A 23572-nucleotide genomic window follows, 5' to 3' on the forward strand; every position below is an offset into this window, starting at 1 on the left:
GCTTCGATTAGTAGTTGCGGGCCAGAATTTCCCGAGCTAGGCGCCGAGAATGCGCAAAACCTGCAACACTTCTGGTAACGTTTATCCGTATCAGCGACCATCCTTCTAGCGCCTCACAGAGTGCCTCGCACTCTTTGAACGAAAGCAACACCTTGACGCCACGCTTCGTTAGATCGTTGCAGCTCGTTATCAGTCTTTCCTGGTCAGTGCTTTGAAACGAGCCCTGATAGCTATATTCGCCGCGAAACCTCGTTCCGTCGCTATAAGGTGGGTCCAAGTAAACGAAATCGCCTTCTGACGCATCTCCCACCGCCCGCGCGAAGTCACCGCAGACTAGGGTGACTCCTCGCAGAGCCTCGGACGCCGCCTGAATCTCGTTCGGCTCTGGTAACGCGAAGAATCTGCTCCCCAGTGGAACATTGAAGCGCCCTTGACGGTTCGTTCGATAAACGCCGTTGAAGCAACCCTTCATAAGGTAGATCAGTCTTGCTGCGCGTTGAGCGTTGCTCAGATTCTCCGGGATGAGGTCCCGTACGATGTAGTACGCCTCCTTCGTCTTCGGCACCGAGTAAAGGTAGTGGCAAACCTCTTCAGGCGCGTCGCGGAGAGCCTCGTATGTAGCCACCACCTCAGGGTTGAGATCCCCCAAAACCGCTGTCGTCGGCATGAGATCAAAGAACAAAACAGCCGAACCTGCAAACGGTTCAAAATAGCGCCGAAATGAGGGAGGCGAAAGCCTACGTAATTCGGCTAGCACCTTTCGCTTACTTCCGGCCCACCGCAATACTGAATTCATCGACGTTCAATTGATTACTCAACTAACCCGATTCGGGGAGAAAGGGTATAGCCGATTTGGGAAGGTCTCCGAGATATCCCTAGGTTGCAGTGAATCAGGCCCCCTAAGCCAGTCTCGACATGTTTGCTGCTTGTGCGGCAAAACGAGGTAGTCATTGTAAAGTTTGCATGGGGGTCTGAGCGAGTAGATTAACAACTACGCCACGAAACGTCCCGGTAGACTTCCTACCTGATCGTGCTGATCCACGAGGTAAGGTGCCGCCCATTGTTCGACTGGTCCAGCTCAGCTTCCCAGTCTGCGGTTTCGCAAATTGTAGATTGAGGGTTCGAAGCTAGAAACCGAGCTTGGCAGCCCTCACTCCGAGAAAGTAAAGAAATCGCCGTCTTGTGAGCTTCTATACGACCAAACGGGTACCGCCCCCGGATTCGCGGCAACGGGCAAGCTCGGCTTAAGGCGGGAGTTCCCCTCAGAACTTCACATGGGCGGAACCAAAGCAATAAAGCCGGCACACGGCCGGCTTTGTCGTTGAAGCATTAGGCTGCAGTTTGTCAGAGAAGCACACCCTTGCATCCGCTGCGAAAATATCGTCCCTGTCTCAGCTCATCAAACGCTGCCAGTAACTTGGTGGACCGAAGGAGGATCGAACTCCCGACCTCCGCATTGCGAACGCGGCGCTCTCCCAGCTGAGCTATCGGCCCGTGGGAAATGAGTCTACCCGAACTCCCCGGGCCCTTTCAATCGGGGGTCAACCCCCGTTTTCCATGCCCGGATTGCCATCCATGCCCACAATGCGCGGCGTGTTCAGCGGCCTGGCGGTCACTTCGCGCTGGTCGCGCAGCCAGTCGGCCAGCACGTCCCACACGGGGCGCCCGCCCGCCTTGCGAGCTTCGGGTGACACGGCGGCCCAGCCGGCCACCTTGTAGCGGCGGTCGGCGTCGATGGGCGTGCCGCTTCCCGGCCCCAGGCGCATGTCGGCAATGCGCTGGCCCATGGGCTTGGTGGGGTCGATGGTGTAGCGCAGGCCGCCGGTGCGCACCATGTCGCCGCCCTGCTGGTAGTACGGGTCTGGGTTGAACAGGTTGTCGGCCACGTCTTCCAGCACGGTCTTGATGGTGGCGCCCGTCATCTCGGTCAGCGTGGTGGCCGGGTAGGTGATGGCGGTCTGGGCCATCAGCGCTTCCATGGTCAGGGCCTCGCCGGGCAGCAGCGTGGTGCCCCAGCGGAAACCGGGCGAGAAGGCAATCTCGGCGCCCTGCGCGTGCATCAGGCCATCAACGATGAGCTGGTCGAACGTGCCGTTGAAGTTGCCGCGCCGGTACAGCAGGCCGCGGTTCGTGGCCAGCGTTTCGCCCAGCTTGTCTTTGTACGGCGCACGCACGCGGTCAATCAGGGCGGTCATGGCCGGGTCGGCCGGCAGCAGGTCGGCAAACACGGGCAGTAACGTATAGCGGATATCGCGCACGGTGCCGCCGCGCACATGCAGATCGAGCACGCCGACAAACTTGCCGTTGGCGCCCGCGTTGGTGACGAGCGTCACGCCGCCCGGGTTGCTGACCTTGACGGGCGCGGGCACGGCATCGTGCGTGTGGCCGCCGAGGATGGCGTCCAACCCGCGCACGCGTGAGGCCAGCTTCAGGTCGACATCCATACCGTTGTGCGACAGCAGCACGACGACCTTGGCGCCCTTGCCGCGCGCCTCGTCAATCATCTTCTGCAGGCGTTCTTCCTGAATGCCGAAGGTCCAGTCGGGCGTGAAATCGGCCGGGTGCGCGATGGGCGTGTACGGAAACGCCTGCCCGATGATGGCGACCGGCACGCCGTTCAGCTCGCGCAGCACGTACGGGTCGAACACCGGATCACCAAAGTCGGCGGTCTGGATGTTCTGCGCAACAAAGGCGACCTTGTTCTTGAAATCGTGATCGACCACGTGGCGCACGCGGTCGGCGCCGTAGGTCATTTCCCAGTGCGGGGTCATGACGTCCACGCCCAGCGCGAGGGCCGCGTCGACCATGTCCTGGCCGTTGGTCCACAACGCGGTGGCGGAGCCCTGCCAGGTGTCGCCGCCATCCAGCAGCAGCGCATTCGGGCGTGTGGCGCGCAGGCGCTTGATGAGCGTGGCAAGGTGTGCGAAGCCGCCCATGCGGCCGTAGCGGCGGGCGGCCTCGGCAAAGTCGAGCGCGGTGAAGGCGTGCGCGGCGCGCGAGCCCGGCGCAATGCCGTAACGCTTGAGCAGCGCGTGCCCGACCAGATGCGGCGGCTGGCCAGCCCATTGCGCCACGCCCAGGTTGACGCTGGGCTCGCGGTATTCAATGGGCAGCAGCTGCGCGTGGCAATCGGTGAAGTGCAGCAGGTGGACGTTGCCAAAGCGCGGCACGTCATAGCTGAACGTATCGGCATGGGCGTCGGTCAGGCGCAGGCCGGCGGCTGCGGCAATCGCCAGGGCTTGAACGAATTCGCGGCGGTTCATTGTTTGGGGCTGTGTGCGTAGCGGGCCAGGTCGGCCACGTCGTCTTCCAGCATCTCGCCAACTTCCTTGCGCACCACGCGGCCCTTGGCGTCGAGCACGAGCAGTTCGGGCAAGCCCTTGCGCGGGCCGGTGGCGGCGCACAGCGCGTCGGTTTCCATCGTCACCGGAAAGGTGAAGCCGCGCTTGGCGACGTAATCCTTCGCGAGCTGCGGGTTGGCGTCGATGCTGATGGTGAGGATGCGCAGGCCGGTGCCGCGCGTGGCGTCGTAGAGCTTTTGCAGGCGCGGGTTCTGCAGCGCGCAGAACGGGCACCACGATGCCCACGTGGCGATGATGACGGGGTGCCCGCGCCATGCATCGCCGGGCACCCGCGTGCCGTCGAGCAATTGCACGTCGGGCAGCGCCACCACATCGCCCACTTCGACGGCTTGTGCGGTGCTGGCAACGAGCACCATGGCCGCTGCCGCCCACATCAGGAACCGTCGAAGCGTGCGCATGGCGTTATTGGCTTACTGGTTCACGGGCGATGCCGGGTCGAACAACAGCGCCATCACGTCGCGAATCTGCTGCTCGGTCAGGATGCCCTTGTGCCCGAAGCGCGGCATGTTGGAGCACGCCGCATACGCATTGGAGTTGTAGATCTTGCCCCACGTGTAGCGCAGGATCGCCTCCGAATCGCCACGCAGCTTGCCGTACTGGTACAGCGAGGGGCCGATGGTGCCGTATGACACCTCGTCTTTCGACAAGCGGTGGCAGGCGTAGCAGTTGGCGCCGTTCGCGCCACCGGCCGGGTCGGAGAACTGCATGCCGCGGCCGCTCTGCGCGGTCTTCTCGCCTGCCTTCCAGTCGCCCAGCCATTTGTTGTCTGCGGGGTAATGGATGGTCTTGAATTGCGCGTCTTCCAGCTTCTTGGCAACCGCAGCGGGCACGGCGTTGCGGTCGGCAAACTGGCTGCAGATCTTCTGCACGTCGTCGCGCTCGGTCACGCCCTCCACGGTGGCGGGCCCCTTGGAGACAAAGCTCTCTTGGATGACCTTGGCGAGTGCTGCGTCGGCCTTGGCATCGGGCTTGGGCGCGGTGATGGCCTTGGCGGCGGCGTCGGCTGCGTGGGCGGTGCCGACGGCCAGGGCCAATGTGAGCGCCGTCAGAACGATGGGGGTCAGTCGGAACATGCGTGGCCTCATCGTTTGATCGACGGCGCGTCCATCTTGCCGCCGTTGGCGTTGCGGGCGAGGAACATCTCCAGCGCGGTAATCACCTCGCTGCCGTAGAGCGGTTCCGGAAAGCGCTGCTGGCGCAGGCAGTCGTACAGGCGGTGCTGCATCGTGCGGACCTCGCCCTGCGAAACGCGATACCCCGGCCAGGTGGAATACGCAAAGCGCGCGCCGTCGGCGGTCAGCAGGTCGGGCAGGTCTTGCAGGCGGATGCGCAAACCCGGCTGGGCATGGCACGTGGCGCAGGCAAAGTCATAGGCGCCGCCACGGTAGAAGAACATGCGGCGGCCGAGTTCGTACACGCGCTTTTCTTCTGGGTGGGCGAGCGGAATGTCGATAGCCGCGCCGCGCGATTCCGAAGCCACGTACGCCATCAGCCGTTCAATGTCCGACGCCTTGCCAGGCGACGAGAACGGGCGGGAAGAAGCCTCTTCCTTGGTCAGCCCTTGCAGCGTCATGCGGCAATGCATGAGGCGCTGTTCGGCGTCCATCACGCGGCCGGTGTCTTTGAAGAAGCGCGGCAGCTTGGCGTAGGCGCCCTTCACCACGCCGGGGCCGAGGCCGAGGTCGCACGCTTCAAGCGAGGCCTGCTTGGGGCCGGCGGGCTTCTTCCAGAGTTCTTCGCCGGCGGCTTCCCAAAGCTCAGCCGGGTTGCCGTCGGCCAGCATCTCGCGGTACTGCGCGATGCCGGCGGCGGTGCTGTCCTTGGCGTCCTGCGCGGATGCCATGACGGCGCTGCCGGCAACCAATGCCGCCGCCAGCGCCATCGTCCATGTCTTGTGTTTCACGGTCCCCTCCGTGGGTCGCCTACGGTTTGATATAGGCGAAACCTTCTTCCTGCTGCAAGCGGGTGATTTCCACCACGCCGGCCGGCACCACCTTGGCTTCGAGCAGCAGCTTGTCTTCCGGCACCTTGAAGGCCATCAGCGAGTTGTGGCACACGCGAAACTCCACGCCCATGCTGGCAAGCGCCGCCACCGGCGCATCAAAGGTGCGGCCCTGCGCGTCCTTGGCGCCTTCAACGAGGAAGTCGATGCCATGGCCCAGCGCCACCACCACGATCTTCGTGCCGGGTGCGCCGTTCAGGTGGTTGCGCAGGTTGCCGATGGCGCGCACGGCCTGGTCGATGCCTTCGCTCAGCTGGTAGACCACCTTGTAGCGGGCACCGGCGCCGCCCGCGCGCGGGGCATTCTGGGCTGCCGCCTTGCCGGCCACGCCAAGGGCCGCCAGCGCGGCGGTCACACGAAAGAAGCTGCGTCGCATTTGAGCCTCCGAGGCTTTGCTGAATCGACCTTATTGGATTGCCGTCTCGTCGGTGCGCTTGTCGCCGTGGTTGTCCACCCACGTGACCGTCACCTTGTCGCCCTTGGCGCCGCCCTTGAACTTGAAGTTGAGGAACGGATCTTTCGACACGGCCGGGCCGAACTGCGCGTCGAGCACGGTCTTGCCGCTGTGCTGCACCGTCACGTTGGTGATGTGCCAGGCAGGCACGACCTTGCCGGACGCGTCTTTGCGCTGGCCGGTTTCCATGTCGTGCTTCATCAGGATCTTCACGTCGGTGGTGCCGCCGTTTTCCATCGCGCGAATGCGCATCGGGTCTGCCATGGTGTGTTCTCCTGAGGTTTAACCGCCGCAGCCACCAAGGGTGACCTTCACTTCCTTGCTCGCCAGCACCCATTTGCCGTTGGCGCGCACGGCGGCATAGACCGTTGACGTCTCGCCCATCTTCACGCGCGTGCTGACAAACGGGTCAGTGCCGGCCGGAATGGCGAACGTGGCGGCCAGCGTGTTCGGGTTCTTTTCCACCAGGATGGCGATGAGGTCGGTGCCCGGCAGCGTGCTCGTCACGACCAGCGGCACCACGGCGCCGTTTTCTGCGATGTCCGGTGCGGTGAGCTGGATGCCGGCGCCGCCCTTGTCGACCGCGCCACCGCCCAGTTGCTTGAGCACGTCGTTCACGCCCTTCACGGCAAAGGCGGCCTTGTTCCACTCGGCCGCCTGGGCCGGCGTGGCAATGCCGGCCGACACCAGCAGCGCCATCATGGCGCCGGCGCGCAGCACGTCGCGGCGGCTCAGGTTGATTGCGTCATTCATCGTGCGTTCCTCACTTGGCCGGGGCGCCCGCGAGCACCCAGTCGATCACGGTTTTCAGATCGGCATCGGCAATCTTCGGATTGGCCGGCATCGGGATCTGGCCCCAGTTGCCCATGCCGCCCTCGCGCACCTTCTTGATGAGCTTGGCTTGTGCGCCGGCATCGCCCTTGTACTTGGCGGCAACGTCCTGGTAGGCCGGGCCGACGAGCTTGCGGTCGACGGCGTGGCAGCCCATGCAGGCGTTCTGGTTGGCGATGGATTGCGCGCGGGCAGCGTCAACGGCGGCTAGCGCGGGCGTGGCGGACAGCGCCAGGCCGGCCAGCACCGCCGCAGCGGCGAGCGTGGGGGCGAACTTCATGTGGTCTCCAGAAGACGAGGCTGCCCGCATGCGTGTGCGGGCGAAATGGCGGGAATCGGACCCGGTATTGTGCCCGAAACGGGCCAAATCCTATGTCGCGCCCAAAAGCAAAACGCCCGGTACCTTTCGGCCCGGGCGCGTGTTGATCGGGATGCGGCGTCAGGCCATCGCCCGCCGCGCCGTCAGCCGGCCGCCAAACACGTTGAGCAACAGCCCGGCCATGACCACGGCGCCGCCCAGCCATTGGGCAGGCACCAGGCGCTCGCCGAGCAGCACGGCGGCCGACACCAGCCCCACCACCGGCACCAGCAGCGTGAGCGGCGCGACCTGGCTGGCCGCATAGCGCGCCAGCAGACGGCTCCACAGGCTGTAGCCGAAGATGGTGGCGCCGAACGACAGGTAGACGATCGCGCCAATGCTGGATGCGCTGATGTTCGCCAGGCTATGCGCAATCTGCTCCGGCCCCTCCAGCCAGTACGACAGCAAGAAGAACGGAACCGGTGGAATGACGGCGCCCCACACCACCAGGCTCACCACATTTACCGGTCCGACGCGCTTGGTGACGATGTTGCCGCTGGCCCAAGAAAACGCGGCGCACAGCGTGAGCAAGAAGCCGGCGGTGGTCATGCCCGTGACCGAGCCGCCGCCCGCCATGCCGATGACGGCCAGCCCGCCCGCGGCCACCGCCATGCCGGCCAGGTGGAACCAGCGGATCGGCTCGCGCAGCACGATGGCGGCAATCGCCAGCGTAAAGAACGCCTGCGACTGCAGCACCAGCGAGGCCAGCCCCGCCGGCATGCCCACGTACATGGCCGAGAACAGGAACGCGAACTGCCCGAAGCTGATCGTGGCGCCGTAAGCCACCAGCCACTTGAGCGCGATCTTGGGGCGCGGCACGAACAGCACGGCCGGGAACGCGACCAACGCGAAGCGCAGCGCACCCAGCAGCATGGGCGGCACGCCGTACAGGCCCACCTTGATGACGACAAAGTTGACGCCCCACACCAGCACAACGGTCAGGGCCAGCAGCAGATCCTTGGGAGACATGATGATCGGAAGGTTCGGACGGCCGCCCGTGCGGCCACATGACGCACTGTAGGCGCCGGCCGCTTAGGCGACTTGCACAATCTTGCGCATTGTTTGTGCCGGGCGCCTCGGCCTTGCCTTGCTCAGCCCAGCATGTCCGACCAGATGGCGCGGCTCCAGCCTTGCGCCAGCTTGCCCTCGGCGGCCGAAGGTGCATCGGACAGCCCACCGGCGCCGGGCACCGTCACCATGGTGTGCTCGGCCGCGTCGTAGCGGTGGACGGTTGCCACGTGCATGGCCTCGTCGGGCGTGGCAAAGCTGTAGCAGGTGTTCGTATACAGCGGGGACGCATCAGGCGCGTGGCCGGCGAGCATCGCCACCACGGCGGCGGCGGCCACCTTGCCGTGCTGGTTGGCCATGTGGCCCGACTTGGGCATCAGCGGCGCGGTCTGGATGGCATCGCCAATCACATGCACGCCCGCCGCCACCTTCGATTCAAACGACAGGAAATCCACTTCGCACCAGCGCCCATTGGCCGTCGCCAACCCGGCCTGCACGGCAATCGCTCCGGCGCGCTGCGGCGGGATCAGGTTGACGACATCGGCCTGCAGGTCGTCCTGCACATCGAACTTGAGCACGCGGCCCGTGGCATCGATGTCGACGGCGTTGTATTGCGGGCGATATTCAATGTGCTGCGGATAGCGCTCGGCCCACACGCGCTTGAACAGCGCGCCCTTGGATGTGACGTCGTCGTTGGCATCGAGAATGAGCACGCGCGAATCGGGCTTGGCGCGCTGCAGCCAGTTGGCGATCAGGCAGGCGCGCTCGTACGGCGCGGGCGGGCAGCGGTATGGCGCGAGCGGAATGCTGATCGCCACCGTGCCGCCGTTGGGCATGGCTTCGAGCCGATGGCGCAGCGCCAGCGTCTGCGTGCCGGCTTTCCAGGCGTGCGGCGCTTGCGCGGCGGTGGCCGCATTGGCGAGACCGGGAATCGCCCCCGGCACGAAGTCGATGCCCGGCGAGAGGATCAGCCGGTCGTAATCAAGCGTGCCGCCGCCGGCCAGCCGCACCTGTTTGGCGCCGGCATCGATGGCCGAGGCGCGGTCGCGCACCCGGCGCACGCCGTGGCGCTCGACCAGCGCGTCGTATGGCACGGTGATCGACGCCATGTCGCGGTCGCCCGACAGCACGAGGTTCGACAGCGGGCACGAGACGAACGCGGCGTTCGGCTCAATCAGCGTCACATCGACACGGCCGCCGGAAAACACGCGCACGTACTTGGCTGCCGTTGCGCCGCCATAGCCGCCGCCCACCACCACCACGCGCGCATTGCGCACGCCCGACAGCGATGCACACGCGGCCAGCGGCCCGGCCAGCGCGGTTGCCCCGAGCGCGCGCAAAAGTGCGCGCCGATCCTTGCGCGACCAATCGCTCATGGCGCCTCCTGCGGTTGGCGTGACAGCCAGCCGGCAATGGCGGCGATCTGCGCATCGTCATAACCGCGGGCAATCTGGCCCATCACCGTGGAGGGGCGCGCGCCGCTGCGGAAGGCCTGCATTGCGTCCATCAACTCGGCCTGCGAGCGGCCGGCCAGCGGCGGCAGCGTCTGCGCGGCGAGCTTGGCGCCGGGCGCGGTATCGGCGTGATGGCAGCTGGCGCACGTGGCAGCCCAGGTGCGGGCCTGCAGATTGGTGGGGGGAAGATCGGCCGCATGGGCCACAGTGGGCGCGGGGGCCGTCAGCAGCGCCGCAAGCAACGCTGCGGCGGCAAGGCGGTGGACGACGGGCATCGGGGGGCAGCGAAGTCGCGGAAGCGTCATACGCTAACACGCACCGCCAGCCATGTGCCTTGTGATGCGTGCAGCCAACAAAAAACGCAGCGCGGTGGCTGCGTTTCTTGCGTTGCGATGTCGTCGAGACGGCTTACGGCAGTTGTTTGCCCGGCGGCAGCGCGGGCGAGTTGGTCGGCGAGACGGTCACGCCCGGCGAGGCCGAAGTGACGGGTGCCGGTGCCTGCGTGGCCGTCGGCGTGCCTTGCACCGGTGCCGGCGTGCCTTGCGCCGCATCAGGCGCGGTCGACGGATTGGTCGACGTGGCATTGGCGTCCAGGCGCTTGCGCTCGTCTTCGGTCACGTAGTCGAACACCTTCACGACCTTGTTGACGCCACTCACGGTGCGCACGGCTTCGGTGGCCTTGTTGCCTTCGGCCTCGGTCACCACGCCCATCAGGAAGACGGTCTGCGCTTCGGTCGTCACCTTGATGGAGTTCCAGGGCACGCCTTCCGTGCCGGCCAGCACGCTCTTCACCTTGGTGGTGATGTACGTGTCATTGGTGCGCGAGCCGAACGTGCTCGACACCGGCGTCACGACGATCTCGTTGACGACCTCGCGCGCGTTCTGCAGCTTCTGCGCGTATTGGCCGATCTCCTGCTTGGTCTGCTCGGTGCCGGCTTCGCCGGTCAGCAGGACCTTGCGGTTGTAGACCGTCACGTTGACGTGGGCACGGCCGTCGTAGCGCGAGATCAGCGTGTTCTCGGCTTCCATCTGCAGGCCGCGGTCGATGGTCTGGGTGGCGGTCGGGCGACGGTCGGTGGCAAGCGCCACACCGCCGGCCACGGCGCCCGCAAACAGCGGGAAGCAGGCGGTCAACTGCGTTGCGGTAACGCCGGCCAGGGCGGCCAGCACGGCGGTGCGCGTGACCGTGCGACGGAAACGGGCAAACGTAGGCGACGAGGGTTTCATGCTGTCCTTGAATGAAGTCCGGAAAAAAGAAGAGCGAGGTTTAGGCATCAACGCCGAAGGCATCGCGCATCCATTCGATACGCGCACCGTCGATGGCAATGACGTCAAAGCGGCAGGCCGGCACATCTTCAACCTGCCGCGCGAGAAAATCTTCAGCCGCGGCAATCAGGCGGCGTTGCTTGGCGGGCGTGACACTCGCGGCCGCGCCACCGAAGCGCTGCGTGGAACGCGCCACGCGGGCACGCACTTCAACGAACACCAGCGCGCCGGCCGCATCGCGCATCACCAGATCGATTTCACCGCCCTTGCAGCGATAATTGCGGCTGACCACGGCCAAGCCGCGCGCCTGCAAGTAGCGCAGCGCGCGGTCTTCACCGGCTTCACCGGTGGCGGCTGTGATGGGCTGCGGCGCATGCATGTGCGGTTTGAACCAAGTGACTGAGAGAAGTTCTCGTGAGTGATCCTGACTGGACCCTGCTGGCGCACGACCAGCACTATCCCGCCGGCGCATTATATGTGGTGGCCACCCCCATCGGGAACGCGGCCGACGTGTCGCTGCGGGCGCGCTACGTGCTCGGCCTTGTCGACGCGGTGGCCTGCGAAGACACGCGCAACACCGGGCAACTGCTCAATCGGCTGGGGCTGTCGCGGCCGATGCTCGCGGCGCACGAGCACAACGAGCGCGAGGCGGCTGCGCGCATCGTCGCGCGGCTGGCGCAGGGCGAGCGCATCGCGTATGTGTCGGATGCGGGCACGCCGGGCGTGTCGGACCCGGGTTCGCGGATTGTGGAGGCGGTGCGCGCGGCGGGCCAGCGCGTGATTCCGCTGCCGGGCGCGAGCGCGGTGGTGACAGCGCTTTCTGCCGCCGGGGAATTGCTCGACACGTCTGGCGGGCAGTTCACCTTTGTCGGCTTCCTGCCGCCCAAGGCGGGGCAACGCGACGCGGCCATCCGCCAATGGGCCGCGCACGGCCCGGCGTGGGTTCTGTACGAGGCGCCGCATCGCATCGAGGCCACGCTTGCCGCGTTGGCGGAACACCTGCCCGCGCGACGCATCCTGATCGGCCGTGAGTTGACCAAGCTGTTCGAGCAGATCGTCGTGCTGCCCGCTGCGGACGCACCGGCATGGCTTGCCGCCGACGCCTCGCACGGCAAGGGCGAATTCGTTCTGGTGGTGGAAGGCGCTGGCGCACAAGACACGGCACCGACCGCGATGGCGGCGGACCAGGTCTTGCGTCTGCTGTTGGCTGAGCTGCCCGCCAAGCGTGCGGCCAAGCTGGCCGGGGCGATTACGGGCGCGTCGGTCGACACGCTGTATCAGGGCGCGCTGGCGTTGAAAAACGAAGGGAAGGACTGAAGCAGGAAGCGGCCGGATCAGCGGATCAGCGGCGTTTGGCGCGGCGCTTGACCGCTTTCTTCTTGGCCGGTGCCGGTTCATCACCGCCCACATCGGCATCGCCATCGTTGCTGGCGACATCGGTTTGCGTCAGCTCAGGGCGCAGCGCTTCAACTTCAGCGCGCGACAGTCGGCGGATTTCCACCTGCGTCGAACCACGCTTGACGAAGTCGAGGCGCTTGGCAGCGGCGTACGACATGTCGAGGATGCGCTTGCCGTGGTACGGGCCGCGATCCGTCACCTTGGCCACGACCACGCGGTCGTTGGACAGGTTGCGCACCAGCACCCAGCTTTGCAGCGGCAGCGACGGATGCGCCACCGTGAAGGCATTCATATCGAAGCGCTCGCCGCTGGCGGTGCGGCGGCCGTGGAAGCCGCGGCCGTACCACGAGGCCAGGCCGCGCTGCTCAAACGTGCCGAGGTCGGCGCGCAGGCCGGGGCTCGTATCGGTGTTCTCGTCCAGCTTCAGGCTGCTCGAATCCTGGGTGCCACGGAACGACAGCGTGCCCCACGCATCGGGGTTGTCGCGCGGGTCCGCCACCTTCACCGCGGGCGTGGCGGGCTTGGTGGCCTGGAGGCCGGATTGCCCACCCGCGGGCGGCTCGCCGGGAACGGCGGCACAGCCCGCCAGCACCAGCAGCGTGGTGCCATGCGTGAGCCAGGCACGCAGCGTGCGGCCGGCCGAACGGCTGGAATTGAGGTGGGTCAACTTAAGCATGGCCGCGAGTCTAACATGCATGCTTCGATCGTTTATTTACATTTCCTATTAAAACGATCACATCATGCTGTCATCTCGCGCCAATTTTGTAATATTTTCTTTCCGATGTAACAGCACACCCCGCGAGCCCAATGCTGGCGCGGGCTCCGGCCGATACAATCGGGTTATCCCTGCCATGTGTAAATGCGCACACAAGATCACATGAAAGTCGTTGTCGTCCCCGTTACGCCGTTTGAACAGAACTGCACGCTGCTGATTGGCGACGATGGCACGGCGGCCGTCACCGACCCGGGCGGCGATATCGACCGCATCCTGGCCGCCGCCGAGCAGCACGGCGCCCGCATCGAAAAGATCCTGCTCACGCACGGCCACGTCGACCACTGCGCCGCCGCCGATGCGCTGCGCACGCAGCTTGGCGTGCCCATCGAAGGGCCGCAGAAGGATGAGGCGTTCTGGATCGACCAGTTGCCGATGCAAAGCCAGCGCTTTGGATTTCCGCCTGCCAAGGCCTTCGTGCCCGACCGCTGGCTGGAAGACGGCGACACCGTCGAAGCCGCCGGCCGCACGCTGCAGGTGTTCCACTGCCCTGGCCACACACCTGGCCACGTGGTGTTCTTCAGCCCGGAAGACCGCGTCGCCATCGTGGGCGATGTGTTGTTTGCGGGGTCGATCGGCCGCACGGATTTTCCGCGCGGCAACCATGCAGACCTGATCAACGCGATCCGCACGAAGCTCTGGCCGCTGGGCGACGACGTCACGTTTGTGCCGGGCCATGGCCCGGTCTCGACCTTTGGCGATGAGCGGGCCAGCAACCCGTACGTCGCTGATCGCCTGTTTGCCAACGAAGGCTCGGCATGAGCGAAAATACCAACGACAGCACCAACGACAGCGACGACACCTTCGCCGACACCGCGCCGGCCGCACCTGTCGCACCCGCCGACAAACCGCGCCGCAAGCGCGGCAACCAGCCGCCCGACACGCGGCCCGAAATCTACGTCAGCACCGACATCGAGGCCGACGGCCCCATCCCCGGACCGCACTCGATGCTGAGCTTTGCCAGCGCGGCGTACCTGGCCGACAAGACGCTCGTCGGCACGTTTGAAGCGAACCTGGAAACGCTCCCGGGCGCAGAGGGCCATCCGGTCCAGATGCAATGGTGGCAAACGCAGCCCGAGGCGTGGGCCGCATGCCGCGCCAACCTTGAGGCGCCCGAGGTGGCCCTGCCGCGCTACGTCGAATGGGTTGAGAGTCTGCCTGGCAAGCCCGTATTCGTGGCGTTTCCGGCCGGCTTCGATTTCACGTTCATGTTCTGGTACATGATGCGTTTTGCCGGGCGCTCGCCGTTTGGCTGGGCGGCGCTCGACATCAAGACGCTGGCCTTTGCGCTCACAGGCATGCCCTATCGGCGCAACGTCAAAGCGGCCTTTCCCGAACACTGGCACGACCCGCTGCCACACACGCATATCGCGCTCGATGACGCGAAAGAGCAAGGCGCCCTCTTCTGCAACATGCTCGCCGAGTTGCGCAAACGCGAAGGCGAACGCGCCGCCGCACAAGTGTCCCAGCAATCTGCTCAGGATTGAGCGCCGGACGCGTCACGCATTTCACGAAGACCCGCACGCGTTTTGCCTTTTGCCCGCGTGATGCGCCCACCATGCCGCAACGCAACTTGCGGGCTCGCAAACCCGCGTCTACGCTGGGCTTGTGCGAGCGACCAGACGACTGCGCCACCCGGCGCCGACAAGCAAAGCCACTCGCATACGCCATTTGCTTGCCGTATCGTTTTCGGGCCGCACGTGCCCCCGACGCCGGTGCGTGCCGGCGTCGGCTATCAGCCAACAACGGGAGGTACCGCGATGCGATTTTCCCGTGACGCGTTTGACACGCAACACTTGCGAGCGATGACGGAGCGCTTGCATTGGCATCGCAAATCATCTGCGAAGGCGGTTCCGTTGAGCATGCGTGCGCAGCATCTGCATCAGTTGCATCACACGCACAGCAACGCGCACCACGACGCAGACGTCATGAAGGTCGCCATGGTCTCGACCGCGGCGGCGCTGGCAGTGGTGCTTGCCGCCCTGCTGGCAGTTGGTTTCGGGTCAGAAATGGCCCGATGGATGGGCCTGGAATAAACCGGTGCCCTTGCGCGTCTTGACGGACGCAGCCCCGGCCCTCGCGCAGAGCGAGATACGGCCACCCCTGAACGGCCTGTCCGATGGAAATCGGCAGGCCGTTCAACTTTGTGGGGCGCGGTGAATTACTTCAGGAATGCCTCAAGCGCTTCAGGCGTGCGGCCGATGACGGCGCGGCCGTTGCGCACGAGCACCGGGCGCTGCAGCAGCTTCGGGTGGGCCGCGATGGCCTTGAGCAGCGCGTCGTCCGATGCATCGGCCAGATTGAGCTGCGCGTATTCGTCTTCGTTTTCGCGGACCAGGCTGCGCAGCGGAGTGTCGAATTGCGCTGCGAGCTGTTTGAGGTCGGCCAGTGTGGGCGGCGTGGTCAGGTATTCGATGACCTCGAGTTGTTCGCCGTTTTTTGCGGCGAAGGATTGGGCTTGTTCGAGGGCCGTGCGGGATTTGGAGCAGCGGGGGTTGTGGTAGATCTGCATGGTTTTTGGGCTTTTGTGTTGGCTTGATGGGGTGTGTTGCAATCTTAAGGGGTGGGGGTTGGGTGGGGGTTTCGTTGTTGGCTGTGGGGGGATTCGTGCTTTTTTGTTTTTTGTGGTGCATCCCTTGTTTCATCCCCTGCCGGGGCTGACTCACTTTCTTTGGTCTTGCCCAAAGAAAGTAAGCAAAGAAATGCGCGCCCGAGATGGCGAAAGATTCCTTGAATTTATGTCGCAGGGAGGGAGGGGAGGCAAACTCGCTGCGCTCAGACAAGCCTCCCCTCTTTTTCCTCCCTGCAACAAAAATCCAAGGCGCCATCTAGGGCAGGAAAGTCAAAGGACAAACCCAAACCCTCGGGGCGCAGGCCCAAACGAAAAGGCCAACCGCACGATGGGTTGGCCTTTTTCCTTTGACGTTGAGCCCTTGATGGCGCCTTGGATTTTTGTTGCGGGGAGGATCAAGGAAGGAGCCTTGTCTGAGCGCAGCGAGTTTGGCTCCTTCCCCTCCCCGCGACACAAATCCAAGGGGAAGTCGCCATCTCGGGCGCGCCTTTCTTTTGCTTACTTTTCTTTGGCAAGACAAAGAAAAGTAAGTCGGTCCCGGCAGGGAACGAAAGGGGGATGGACCACCAAGGCAAAAACCAAATCACCCGCCCAACAACTCCCCCACAGCACACCCCACCACCACAGTCGCACCCCGCAGATCATTCAACCGCAGGTTCTCATCCGTGTTGTGCCCACGCGCCTCCATCAACGTCCGCGGGCCCGCGCCATACAGAACCGTCGGCACGCCATGCGCCGTGTAATGCCGCGCATCGGTATACAGCGGCACGCCATGCACCGGCACATCGCCCCCAAACACCGCCAACGCATTCCGTCGCACCGCGCCAATCAGCGCGTCCACGCCCGGCAGTTCGGCAAGCGGCTCCGCCAGCAAAATGCGTTCGACCGAAACCTCGATCCCCGGCCGTTCTGCCGCCGCACGCTCGATCACCGCGCGCAGTTCGCCTTCTGCATCGCGCCCGGCTTCTTCAGGAATCATCCGGCGGTCCACGCGGAACGTCACCAGATCAGGCACGACGTTGGTGTTGATGCCGCCCTGGATCAACCCGACGTTGAGCGTTGCGTGGTCGATGCCCGGCACGGCGGATTTGCGCGTGGCGAGTTCTGCGCGATAGGCATACACGGCCTGCAGGATATGCGTGGCCGCCTCGATGGCGTCGATGCCCGTATGCGGCATGGCCGCGTGTGCCTGCTTGCCGCGCACCGTCACCCGCACGTGCAGGCAGCCGTTGTGCGCAGAGGTGATGCCGTACGCAAAGCCGGCGGAGATGGCGTAATCGGGCTTGCTCAAGCCTTGATCCAGCAGCCACCTGGGGCCGATGTCGCCGCCGGTTTCCTCGTCGTATGTGAAGTGCAGTTCGACCGTGCCGTTGAGTTTGGCGCCGCGCTTTTCCGCTTCGATCAGCGCAAGCAGCGCCCACGTGTAGGTGGCGAAGTCGGACTTGGACACCGCCACGCCGCGGCCGAACATGGTCGGGCCGTGTTCGGTCTCGACGATCTCGCCGCCGTATGGGTCGTGCGTCCAGCCAAGGCCAGGCGGGACGACGTCGCCGTGCGCGTTCATGGCGACCGTGGGGCCGCCGCTGCCGAACGTGTGGCGCACGATCAGGTTGGTGGCGCTGACCATGCCAGCGGCACGCACCTGCGCCTGCGGCACGGCATGCGCTTCCACCGTCAGGCCCAGCGCCTCCAGCAGCGCCTTGGCGCGCGCGGCATGCGGGGCGCAATCGCCGGACGGGTTGTCCGACGGCACTTTCACCAGCTCGCGCAGGAAACCAATCTGCTGCGCATGCGCGGCTTCGACGAATGCGCGGATGTCCGCATCGATGCCGGGGTTGGCAAGTTGGGCCTGGGTCATGTCGATGTCTCGCTGACGGTGGTGGGACGGAGATTGAAAGTGACTGAGCCCCCGTTGTGCGGGGGCTCAGGATCAGCACGGGTGACGCGATGCTTACAGCGCAGCCTGCATGGCCTCGGCGGTCAACCACACCGATTCGGCCAGGTCTTGCTCGTCGCAGTTGTGGCCTTCGCCACCGCGGTCGACGACGATGAAATCGCTGACCTCGCCCAGGGCCAGCAGCGGGTGGTGCCACACGCCGCGCGCGTAGTTCACGCCTTGCCAGCCGCGCGAGACGAACGCGCGCAACTTCGACGGATCCAGCTCGCCGGCCGGCGCCACGACCACCAGATACGGCTTGTCGTTCTGCGGGATGAAGGCCTGGCTGCCACGCGGGTGGCGCTCCAGCATCTTCACCTCGAACGGCAGCGTACGCGGCTGGCCACGGAACAGGCTGATCAGCGCGCGGCCGCCCTCGCCCACATCGACATTGGCGAGGTCATGAAAGCGGATGGTCGTGCCCTGGTTGATGGGGAATTGCTTGGCCCCTTCCAGCTCGATCACGTCGCCGAACGGCGCGAAGGCTTCGCGCGTGAGCGGCTCGATGGTCAGCGCAATGCGTGCGGCGGTCTCTTGGCTCATTCGAGCACCCCCCACAGGCGCAGACGCGACACGCCGCCGTCCGGGAACATGTTGAAGCGCACGTGCGTGACGATGCCGAGGTCAGCGATTTCCGCTTCGTAGTAGTGCTGCAGATCCATCTGCAGCTTCTGCTCGGGCAGCAGCGTTTGCCAGAACATCGCTTGCGTCTTCAGCGAGCTGTCGGTGCCGCCCACCACGCGCGCGGCCTGGATGGAAACGCGGTCAGCAAAGTTGCCCTTGAAGTGCGCGGTGTCGACTTCGATCTTGCGGATGCGGCCCGGGTTGGCCAGGGCGATCACGCACCAGTCGTTGCCTGGCTCGCGGCGGCGGCGCGTTTCCCAGCCGTCGCCCATGTTGACGCCACGGCCCGGCATCAGCATGCGCGAGGCCGGCCCGAAATGTTCGTTGTTGGCTTCGACCACATAGGCGCCGTTTTCCATGGCGGCCAGGTCGAACAGCTTGGTGCGGTCCGCGCCCTTCCAGTCGACTTGCGGCTGGCCGTACACGCGCAAACGCGCGATGCCGCCGTCCGGGAAGATGTTCAGGCGCAGGTGCGTGAAGGCTTGCGGGCTCGTCACGGCCACGTAGGCGTGGCTGTTGCCTTGCAGCGTGGTCGACGGAACGATTTCAGTCCACTGCGTGGCATCGGTCGGCTCGCCATCCGGCAGATAGGCGGCCTCAATGGAAGCGGCCGGCGGGAAGTTGCCGGTGAAGTGGCTGGTGTCGATATCGACACCCTTCACCACGCCCGGGCGGGCCAGGCGGACGATGCAATGGTCATAGCCGCCGTTACGGCGACGGCGCGTTTCCCAGCCATCCATCCACTTGCCGTGGTCGTCGTACTTGCCGGGAATGAACACCGCCGGCTCCGGGTTGAGCATGCGGTCTTTCGGCGCGAAGAATTCGTCGGTCGCGAACGTGGCCTCTGCGCCAAGGCGAGGGTCCGCCAGGTTCGGATATCGGCGCGTGAAATCCGGCGCGTTCGGATCGAGCGTAGGCATCGCCATGTGGAACTCCTTGGTATTTGTCTCTGGATGTTATACGGCCGGCCCATCGAACAAGAACAGCGAGTAAGAACACTCGAAACTGTGGCGATGGGAACGCCGGAAGTGCAGCGTAGATGGCGGAACCACAAGGCTTCGCGGGACTGCATGAACCGATCCTAGCATGTGAATTCAAAAATTGCATACAAAAATTGGATCGCCTATGATGCCGTCAACGCTCAACAATTCACCGCGACAATTTGTTGCACTGCAGTGAGCGAAACAAAGCCCTGACGACAATCGCAGCACACCAAATCAGACGATTGAGCGGGGCTTGAGACACCAGTAATCCAAAGGAGGATTCACCATGCAACGCTTTACGCGCCCGTTGTTCGGGCAGGTTTTGATCGCCCTGGCGGTCGGCATCGCGCTGGGCATCTGGGCGCCCGAATTTGCGCAGAAGCTGCAACCGCTCGGTGATGGTTTCCTGAAGCTGATCAAGATGCTGATCGCGCCGATCGTCTTCTCGGTGGTGGTGGTCGGGATCTGCGGTGCCGGCGAGCTGAAGAAGGTGGGGCGCGTAGGCGGCAAGGCCGTCATCTACTTCGAGATCGTCACGACGATCGCACTGGCGCTGGGCATTGCGCTGGCCTATGTGTTCGGGCCGGGCCACGGCATGAACGTGGATCCGAAATCGCTCGATCCGGCGGCCATGGCGTCGTACATGACCACCGCCAAGCAGGTGGAATCGACCGGCGTTGCGGCGTTCTTCCTCAAGCTGATTCCCGATACGTTTGTCAGCGGCTTTGTGAAGGGCGACATCCTGCAGGTGCTGCTGGTGTCGATCCTGTTCGGTTGCTCGCTGTCGCTGCTGGGTGAGCGGACGAAGCCGCTGGTCAACCTGATCGATCAGCTCTCGCATGTGCTGTTCCGCATGATGGCCGTGATCATCCGCCTGGCGCCGCTGGGCGTGCTGGGCGCGGTGGCCTTTACCGTCGGCAAGTACGGCGCGGGCTCGCTCAAGCAGCTTGGCTTCCTGGTGCTGCTGTTCTATGCAGCCGTGGCGCTGTTCGTGTTTGTGGTGCTCGGGACCATCCTGCGCGTGGCGGGCTTCAACATCTTCAAGCTGATCCGCTTCCTGCGCGCGGAACTGCTGGTGGTGCTGGGCACGGCATCGTCCGACGCGGTGCTGCCGTCCATCATGAACAAGCTGGAGAAGATGGGCATCAAGCGCTCCGTGGTCGGCCTGGTCATTCCGACGGGCTACTCGTTCAACCTTGATGCGTTTTCGATCTACCTGACGCTGGCCGCCGTGTTCATCGCGCAGGCGACCAACACGCCGCTGGCGCTGCAGGATCTGCTGCTGATCCTGGGCGTGGCGCTCGTCACCTCCAAGGGGGCGCACGGCATTCCGGGTTCGGCCATCGTGATTCTGGCGGCCACGCTGTCGGTCATTCCGGCCATTCCGGCGATCGGCCTGGTGCTGGTGCTCTCCGTCGACTGGTTCATCGGCATTGCCCGTGCGCTGGGCAACCTGATCGGCAACTGCGTCGCCACGGTCGTCATCGCCGCGTGGGAGAAAGACATCGACCGCGTGCGTGCCAATGCAGTGCTCGACGGCAAGATCGACATCACCGAAGAAGGCGAAGCGATTCCGCACGGCCACGGCGTGGCTGCACAGGCCGCCCACACGCTGCCGCATGCCTGAAGCGGCTCTACTGTCGGACGGCGGTAAAATCGGCGCCATGACCGAAACCACCGCCGCCGACATCTCCTCCGAAGGCATTGCCGACGACATCGCGCAGGCGATCGTCGCGCATCGGCTGCCGCCGGGCACCAAGCTGCGCGAAGAGGCGCTGGCGCGGGTCTACCACGTCAGCCGTACCAAGATTCGCGCGGCGCTGCTGATGCTGGCCAAGGACAAGCTGATCCGCATGGAGCCGGATCGCGGTGCGTTCGTCGCCAAACCCGACGAGACCGAGGCGCGCGAAGTCTTTGCAGTGCGCCGCGTGCTGGAGGTTGCGCTGGTGCGCGAGTTCATCGCCAAAGCGACGCCCGCCGATTACAAGCGGCTGGAGAAGCACCTGGCCGAAGAGCACAAGGTGGCGGCCAGCGGCGACCTGTCGGACGTCCCGCGCCGCAATCGCCTGATGGCCGACTTCCACCTTCTGATGGCGGATGTGGTCGGCAACAGCGTGCTCAAGGAGATGCTGCGCGAGCTGTCCGCGCGCAGTTCAGTCATTACGATGTTGTATCAGTCCACGTACGATGCAGTGCGCTCCTCCGACGAGCACACGGCATTCCTTGATGCCGCCAAGCGCGGTGACGTGGAAGGCGCCATCGCCCTGATGGAAGAGCACATGGCGCACACCGAGGCATCGCTCAAGTTCGAATCGCCGGGCGGCCGGGCGACGGATCTCGTAGCCGCCCTCCTCGCCTGACCCGCGCGTGCCGACGTACACGCTGCGCGCGCCGGTTTCCGCCGAGCTGGAAATCAAGAAAAGCCGCTTTATCGGATTGGCCGTGCCGGTAGAAGACCGGGCGGCCGCCATGGACGTCATTGCCCGCCTGCGCGCCGAGCACCCCGCTGCCACGCACGTCTGCTGGGCGCTTCTGGCGGGCGGCCAGTCCGGCATGTCCGACGACGGGGAACCCTCCGGCACGGCGGGCCGCCCCATTCTGGAAGTGCTGCGCCATCACGATCTGGACGGCACGCTGGGCGCCGTGGTGCGTTACTTCGGCGGCGTCAAGCTTGGCGCGGGCGGTCTGGTACGCGCCTACACGGACGCCATCGCCACCGCGCTCATGCACGCCGAACGCGTGGAGCGCATCGCCAGCACGACGCTCACCCTCTCCACCGATTACGCCGATGAGGCGCGCATCCGCCGCTGGATCGACGATGGCGGCTACACGCTCGTCGATGCTGCTTACGACGCGGGCGTGACGCTCACGGTGCGGCTGCCGGTGACGGACGAGGCGACTGCGCGGAACACGCTACGGGACCTGACGCAGGGGCGTGTGGCGATTACCTAGCGCTTATCGCGTGGGAGCGAGCGGAGCGGCCGGCGCAGTGCCCGGGCAACACGGGTTCTGGCAGTCCGGTTGGAAAACGACGTAGGCGGCTGTCGGCATTTTTGGGGCGACACCTTCGCGTTCCGCGGCACGCAGATGCGTATCGGCTTCGGATGACTCAACTTTGTCGCCCTCGATGCCGACGGCGTCCAGCACGGCCTGGATGCTTCTGAGGCGCAGCACGGCCAGCTCTGGGTCAGGGGCAGGCTCGGACGCCTCCTGCAAGCGCACCCGGTATTTGCCGCCGCTGCGAAAATCGTCCTTGAGCTGCGAATCCCATTCGGCCAGTCTCAGGATTTCGGCGGTCGGCAGCGCAGACTCGCCGGGCGAAAACACCAGCGGGTGCTCAAGCCCGGTCAGATCGCACGCGAGAGCGGAGCCGCTGAGCAAGAGCGCGCCGACAACTGCAGTTCTGCGTAGCATCTTCAGTCTCCGGCATTGAGCGCGCCAGTCGCGATGCGTCTGATGAACAGTTTAGGAACCGTCATCCATTTCCGCACGCTCAACTAACGCGTGCGCGACCAATACCCCGCCTGCCCATACACCGACTTCAGGTGCTCGATAAAGAACCGGATCTTTGCCGGCACCGGCCGCTGCTGCGGGTACACGGCCAGGATGTCGTAGTCAGGCAGCGCGTAGTCGTCCAGCACCGTCATCAGCGCGCCGGATTCCAGCTCAGGCTGGATCTCCCACGTTGAGCGCCAGCCGAGGCCCAGGCCTTCGCCCATCCAGCGGTGCAGCAGTTCACCGTCGTTGCAGTCGAGGTTGCCGTTCACCTTCACGGTGACGGCCTTGCCGTTCTGCTGGAAATACCAGCCGCGCTGCTGACCGCCCTGCAGGTTGAAGGCGAGGCAGTTGTGGCGCGCGAGGTCGTCGAGCGTGCGCGGCACGCCGTGCTTGGCAAAGTACGCAGGCGTGCCGCACACCACGCGCTTGTTCGACGCCAGGCGGATCGCCACGAAGTTCGGATCGATCGCGCCGCCAATGCGGATGCCCACGTCGTAGCCTTCGCGCACGAGGTCTACCACGCGGTCGGTCAGGTTGAACGAGATGCGCACGTCGGGGTTGGCACGCAGAAAGTCCGGGGCATGCGGCGCGACGTGCTTGCGGCCGAAGGCTGCGGGCGCCGAGACGATCAGGTGGCCGGTCGCCTTGTGGCGGCCTTCGGCAACGAGCAGCTCCGCGCGGTCCAGCTCGCCCAGCGCCTTCTTGCACTGCTCCATGAAGACCGCACCCTGCTCCGTCACCGCAATGCGGCGGGTCGACCGGTGCAGCAGCTTCACGCCCAGCCGGGCTTCCAGCGCGTTGATGCGGCGGCCGATCATGACGGGCGTCACGTCCTGCGTGAGCGCGGCGGCGGCCATGCTGCCGTGTTCCACCACGGCGATGAACGCCTCGATCTGCTTGAGCTTGTCCATTCCATCATTCCAGTTCGCAATGTCTGACCATTTTAGTGAGCATTCCGTACCCGGATTGCGGCTTTCTGGCGCATATCACTTGTGACGAATGGCAAAAATGGTGACCCACGATGTGATCGATGCGCGCGCGGACGGTGGAAATT

28 protein-coding genes and 1 tRNA gene are annotated in these 23572 nt (G+C 65.0%); 7 read left to right on the plus strand and 22 right to left on the minus strand.

The genetic code is table 11. The features are described 5' to 3' along the window. Positions 1-7: 7 nt before the first annotated feature. From R2669_RS22080 to R2669_RS22150, 15 genes are all read right to left on the minus strand, one after another. On the minus strand, positions 8-796 hold the full coding sequence (locus R2669_RS22080) for a DNA adenine methylase (RefSeq protein WP_316902049.1): 789 nt from the start codon (positions 794-796) through the stop codon (positions 8-10). Positions 797-1418: 622 nt separating this feature from the next. After that, positions 1419-1494, minus strand: a tRNA-Ala gene (locus tag R2669_RS22085). Between the two features lie 47 nt (positions 1495-1541). Beyond that, positions 1542-3263 carry a thiosulfohydrolase SoxB gene (gene soxB / locus R2669_RS22090; RefSeq protein ID WP_316902051.1) on the minus strand — a complete coding sequence of 574 codons (1722 nt, stop codon included), beginning with the start codon at positions 3261-3263 and terminating at the stop codon, positions 1542-1544. Then, complete coding sequence (locus R2669_RS22095; protein WP_316902052.1) at positions 3260-3760, minus strand: TlpA disulfide reductase family protein; 501 nt, start codon at positions 3758-3760, stop codon at positions 3260-3262. Before R2669_RS22095 ends, soxB begins: the two co-directional genes overlap by 4 nt. A 12-nt stretch (positions 3761-3772) precedes the next feature. Then, entirely contained in the window at positions 3773-4435 is a 663-nt protein-coding gene (gene soxX / locus R2669_RS22100) for a sulfur oxidation c-type cytochrome SoxX (RefSeq protein ID WP_316902054.1), read from the minus strand. Positions 4436-4443: 8 nt separating this feature from the next. Next, positions 4444-5244 (minus strand): sulfur oxidation c-type cytochrome SoxA, encoded by an 801-nt coding sequence (gene soxA, locus R2669_RS22105; RefSeq protein ID WP_316902081.1) that lies wholly within the window; start codon positions 5242-5244, stop codon positions 4444-4446. Between the two features lie 40 nt (positions 5245-5284). Continuing rightward, positions 5285-5740 carry a DsrE family protein gene (locus tag R2669_RS22110; protein WP_316902056.1) on the minus strand — a complete coding sequence of 152 codons (456 nt, stop codon included), beginning with the start codon at positions 5738-5740 and terminating at the stop codon, positions 5285-5287. A gap of 30 nt (positions 5741-5770) precedes the next feature. Beyond that, entirely contained in the window at positions 5771-6082 is a 312-nt protein-coding gene (soxZ, locus tag R2669_RS22115; protein ID WP_102063865.1) for a thiosulfate oxidation carrier complex protein SoxZ, read from the minus strand. A gap of 18 nt (positions 6083-6100) precedes the next feature. Further along, positions 6101-6571, minus strand: coding sequence for a thiosulfate oxidation carrier protein SoxY (gene soxY, locus R2669_RS22120; protein ID WP_037027121.1), 471 nt, complete (start codon positions 6569-6571; stop codon positions 6101-6103). Positions 6572-6581: 10 nt separating this feature from the next. Beyond that, positions 6582-6929, minus strand: a complete 348-nt coding sequence (locus tag R2669_RS22125) for a c-type cytochrome (protein ID WP_260798582.1) — start codon at positions 6927-6929, stop codon at positions 6582-6584. Between the two features lie 159 nt (positions 6930-7088). Further along, on the minus strand, positions 7089-7976 hold the full coding sequence (locus R2669_RS22130) for an EamA family transporter (protein WP_316902059.1): 888 nt from the start codon (positions 7974-7976) through the stop codon (positions 7089-7091). 122 nt (positions 7977-8098) lie between these two features. Then, positions 8099-9391 carry an NAD(P)/FAD-dependent oxidoreductase gene (locus R2669_RS22135; RefSeq protein WP_316902060.1) on the minus strand — a complete coding sequence of 431 codons (1293 nt, stop codon included), beginning with the start codon at positions 9389-9391 and terminating at the stop codon, positions 8099-8101. Beyond that, positions 9388-9744, minus strand: a complete 357-nt coding sequence (locus R2669_RS22140; RefSeq protein ID WP_316902061.1) for a c-type cytochrome — start codon at positions 9742-9744, stop codon at positions 9388-9390. The genes R2669_RS22135 and R2669_RS22140 overlap by 4 nt, the downstream gene beginning before the upstream one ends. Before the next feature lie 133 nt (positions 9745-9877). Next, complete coding sequence (locus tag R2669_RS22145) at positions 9878-10696, minus strand: BON domain-containing protein (RefSeq protein ID WP_316891741.1); 819 nt, start codon at positions 10694-10696, stop codon at positions 9878-9880. 40 nt (positions 10697-10736) lie between these two features. Continuing rightward, complete coding sequence (locus tag R2669_RS22150; protein ID WP_004628719.1) at positions 10737-11114, minus strand: YraN family protein; 378 nt, start codon at positions 11112-11114, stop codon at positions 10737-10739. 35 nt (positions 11115-11149) lie between these two features. Here R2669_RS22150 and rsmI point away from each other — a divergent pair, with 35 nt between their 5' ends. Beyond that, positions 11150-12052 carry a 16S rRNA (cytidine(1402)-2'-O)-methyltransferase gene (gene rsmI / locus R2669_RS22155; RefSeq protein ID WP_316891744.1) on the plus strand — a complete coding sequence of 301 codons (903 nt, stop codon included), beginning with the start codon at positions 11150-11152 and terminating at the stop codon, positions 12050-12052. A gap of 25 nt (positions 12053-12077) precedes the next feature. Here rsmI and R2669_RS22160 read toward each other — a convergent pair whose 3' ends face one another. Beyond that, positions 12078-12809 (minus strand): septal ring lytic transglycosylase RlpA family protein, encoded by a 732-nt coding sequence (locus tag R2669_RS22160; protein WP_316902063.1) that lies wholly within the window; start codon positions 12807-12809, stop codon positions 12078-12080. Positions 12810-13010: 201 nt separating this feature from the next. Between R2669_RS22160 and R2669_RS22165 the strand changes: the two genes are divergently transcribed. The 3 genes from R2669_RS22165 (at position 13011) to R2669_RS22175 (ending at position 14941) form a co-directional block, all read left to right on the plus strand. Continuing rightward, complete coding sequence (locus tag R2669_RS22165; protein WP_147219317.1) at positions 13011-13667, plus strand: MBL fold metallo-hydrolase; 657 nt, start codon at positions 13011-13013, stop codon at positions 13665-13667. Continuing rightward, positions 13664-14392 carry a 3'-5' exonuclease family protein gene (locus R2669_RS22170; RefSeq protein WP_147219319.1) on the plus strand — a complete coding sequence of 243 codons (729 nt, stop codon included), beginning with the start codon at positions 13664-13666 and terminating at the stop codon, positions 14390-14392. Before R2669_RS22165 ends, R2669_RS22170 begins: the two co-directional genes overlap by 4 nt. Before the next feature lie 273 nt (positions 14393-14665). Further along, a complete protein-coding gene (locus tag R2669_RS22175; protein WP_147219321.1) occupies positions 14666-14941 on the plus strand; it encodes a hypothetical protein in 276 nt (91 codons plus the stop codon). A gap of 125 nt (positions 14942-15066) precedes the next feature. On the opposite strand, the gene arsC is transcribed toward R2669_RS22175, so the two are convergent. The 4 genes from arsC to alc all read right to left on the minus strand — a co-directional run bounded on the left by arsC (position 15067) and on the right by alc (position 18963). Continuing rightward, on the minus strand, positions 15067-15417 hold the full coding sequence (gene arsC, locus R2669_RS22180) for an arsenate reductase (glutaredoxin) (RefSeq protein ID WP_316902066.1): 351 nt from the start codon (positions 15415-15417) through the stop codon (positions 15067-15069). 643 nt (positions 15418-16060) lie between these two features. Beyond that, positions 16061-17335, minus strand: a complete 1275-nt coding sequence (locus tag R2669_RS22185) for a M20/M25/M40 family metallo-hydrolase (protein WP_316902067.1) — start codon at positions 17333-17335, stop codon at positions 16061-16063. 93 nt (positions 17336-17428) lie between these two features. Beyond that, positions 17429-17956 (minus strand): ureidoglycolate lyase, encoded by a 528-nt coding sequence (locus tag R2669_RS22190; protein WP_027678487.1) that lies wholly within the window; start codon positions 17954-17956, stop codon positions 17429-17431. Next, the gene (gene alc, locus R2669_RS22195) at positions 17953-18963 is read right to left on the minus strand and encodes an allantoicase (protein WP_316891748.1); all 1011 of its coding nucleotides are present in this window, start codon (positions 18961-18963) and stop codon (positions 17953-17955) included. The genes R2669_RS22190 and alc overlap by 4 nt, the downstream gene beginning before the upstream one ends. Positions 18964-19306: 343 nt before the next feature. Between alc and R2669_RS22200 the strand changes: the two genes are divergently transcribed. From R2669_RS22200 to R2669_RS22210, 3 genes are read left to right on the plus strand one after another with little or no spacing between them, the layout of a single operon-like run. Next, positions 19307-20647, plus strand: coding sequence for a C4-dicarboxylate transporter DctA (locus R2669_RS22200; protein WP_316877486.1), 1341 nt, complete (start codon positions 19307-19309; stop codon positions 20645-20647). 37 nt (positions 20648-20684) lie between these two features. Next, positions 20685-21380, plus strand: a complete 696-nt coding sequence (locus R2669_RS22205) for a GntR family transcriptional regulator (RefSeq protein ID WP_316891749.1) — start codon at positions 20685-20687, stop codon at positions 21378-21380. 7 nt (positions 21381-21387) lie between these two features. After that, positions 21388-21972 carry an IMPACT family protein gene (locus tag R2669_RS22210; RefSeq protein ID WP_316902068.1) on the plus strand — a complete coding sequence of 195 codons (585 nt, stop codon included), beginning with the start codon at positions 21388-21390 and terminating at the stop codon, positions 21970-21972. A 3-nt stretch (positions 21973-21975) separates the two neighbouring features. Here R2669_RS22210 and R2669_RS22215 read toward each other — a convergent pair whose 3' ends face one another. Both R2669_RS22215 and R2669_RS22220 read right to left on the minus strand, forming a co-directional pair. Further along, positions 21976-22401 carry a hypothetical protein gene (locus R2669_RS22215; RefSeq protein WP_316891751.1) on the minus strand — a complete coding sequence of 142 codons (426 nt, stop codon included), beginning with the start codon at positions 22399-22401 and terminating at the stop codon, positions 21976-21978. A gap of 116 nt (positions 22402-22517) precedes the next feature. Next, a complete protein-coding gene (locus tag R2669_RS22220) occupies positions 22518-23429 on the minus strand; it encodes a LysR family transcriptional regulator (protein ID WP_027678493.1) in 912 nt (303 codons plus the stop codon). Positions 23430-23572 lie beyond the last annotated feature (143 nt).

The sequence above is a fragment of the Ralstonia edaphi genome, assembly GCF_958350185.1.
GTDB classification, from domain to species: Bacteria; Pseudomonadota; Gammaproteobacteria; order Burkholderiales; family Burkholderiaceae; genus Ralstonia; species Ralstonia edaphi.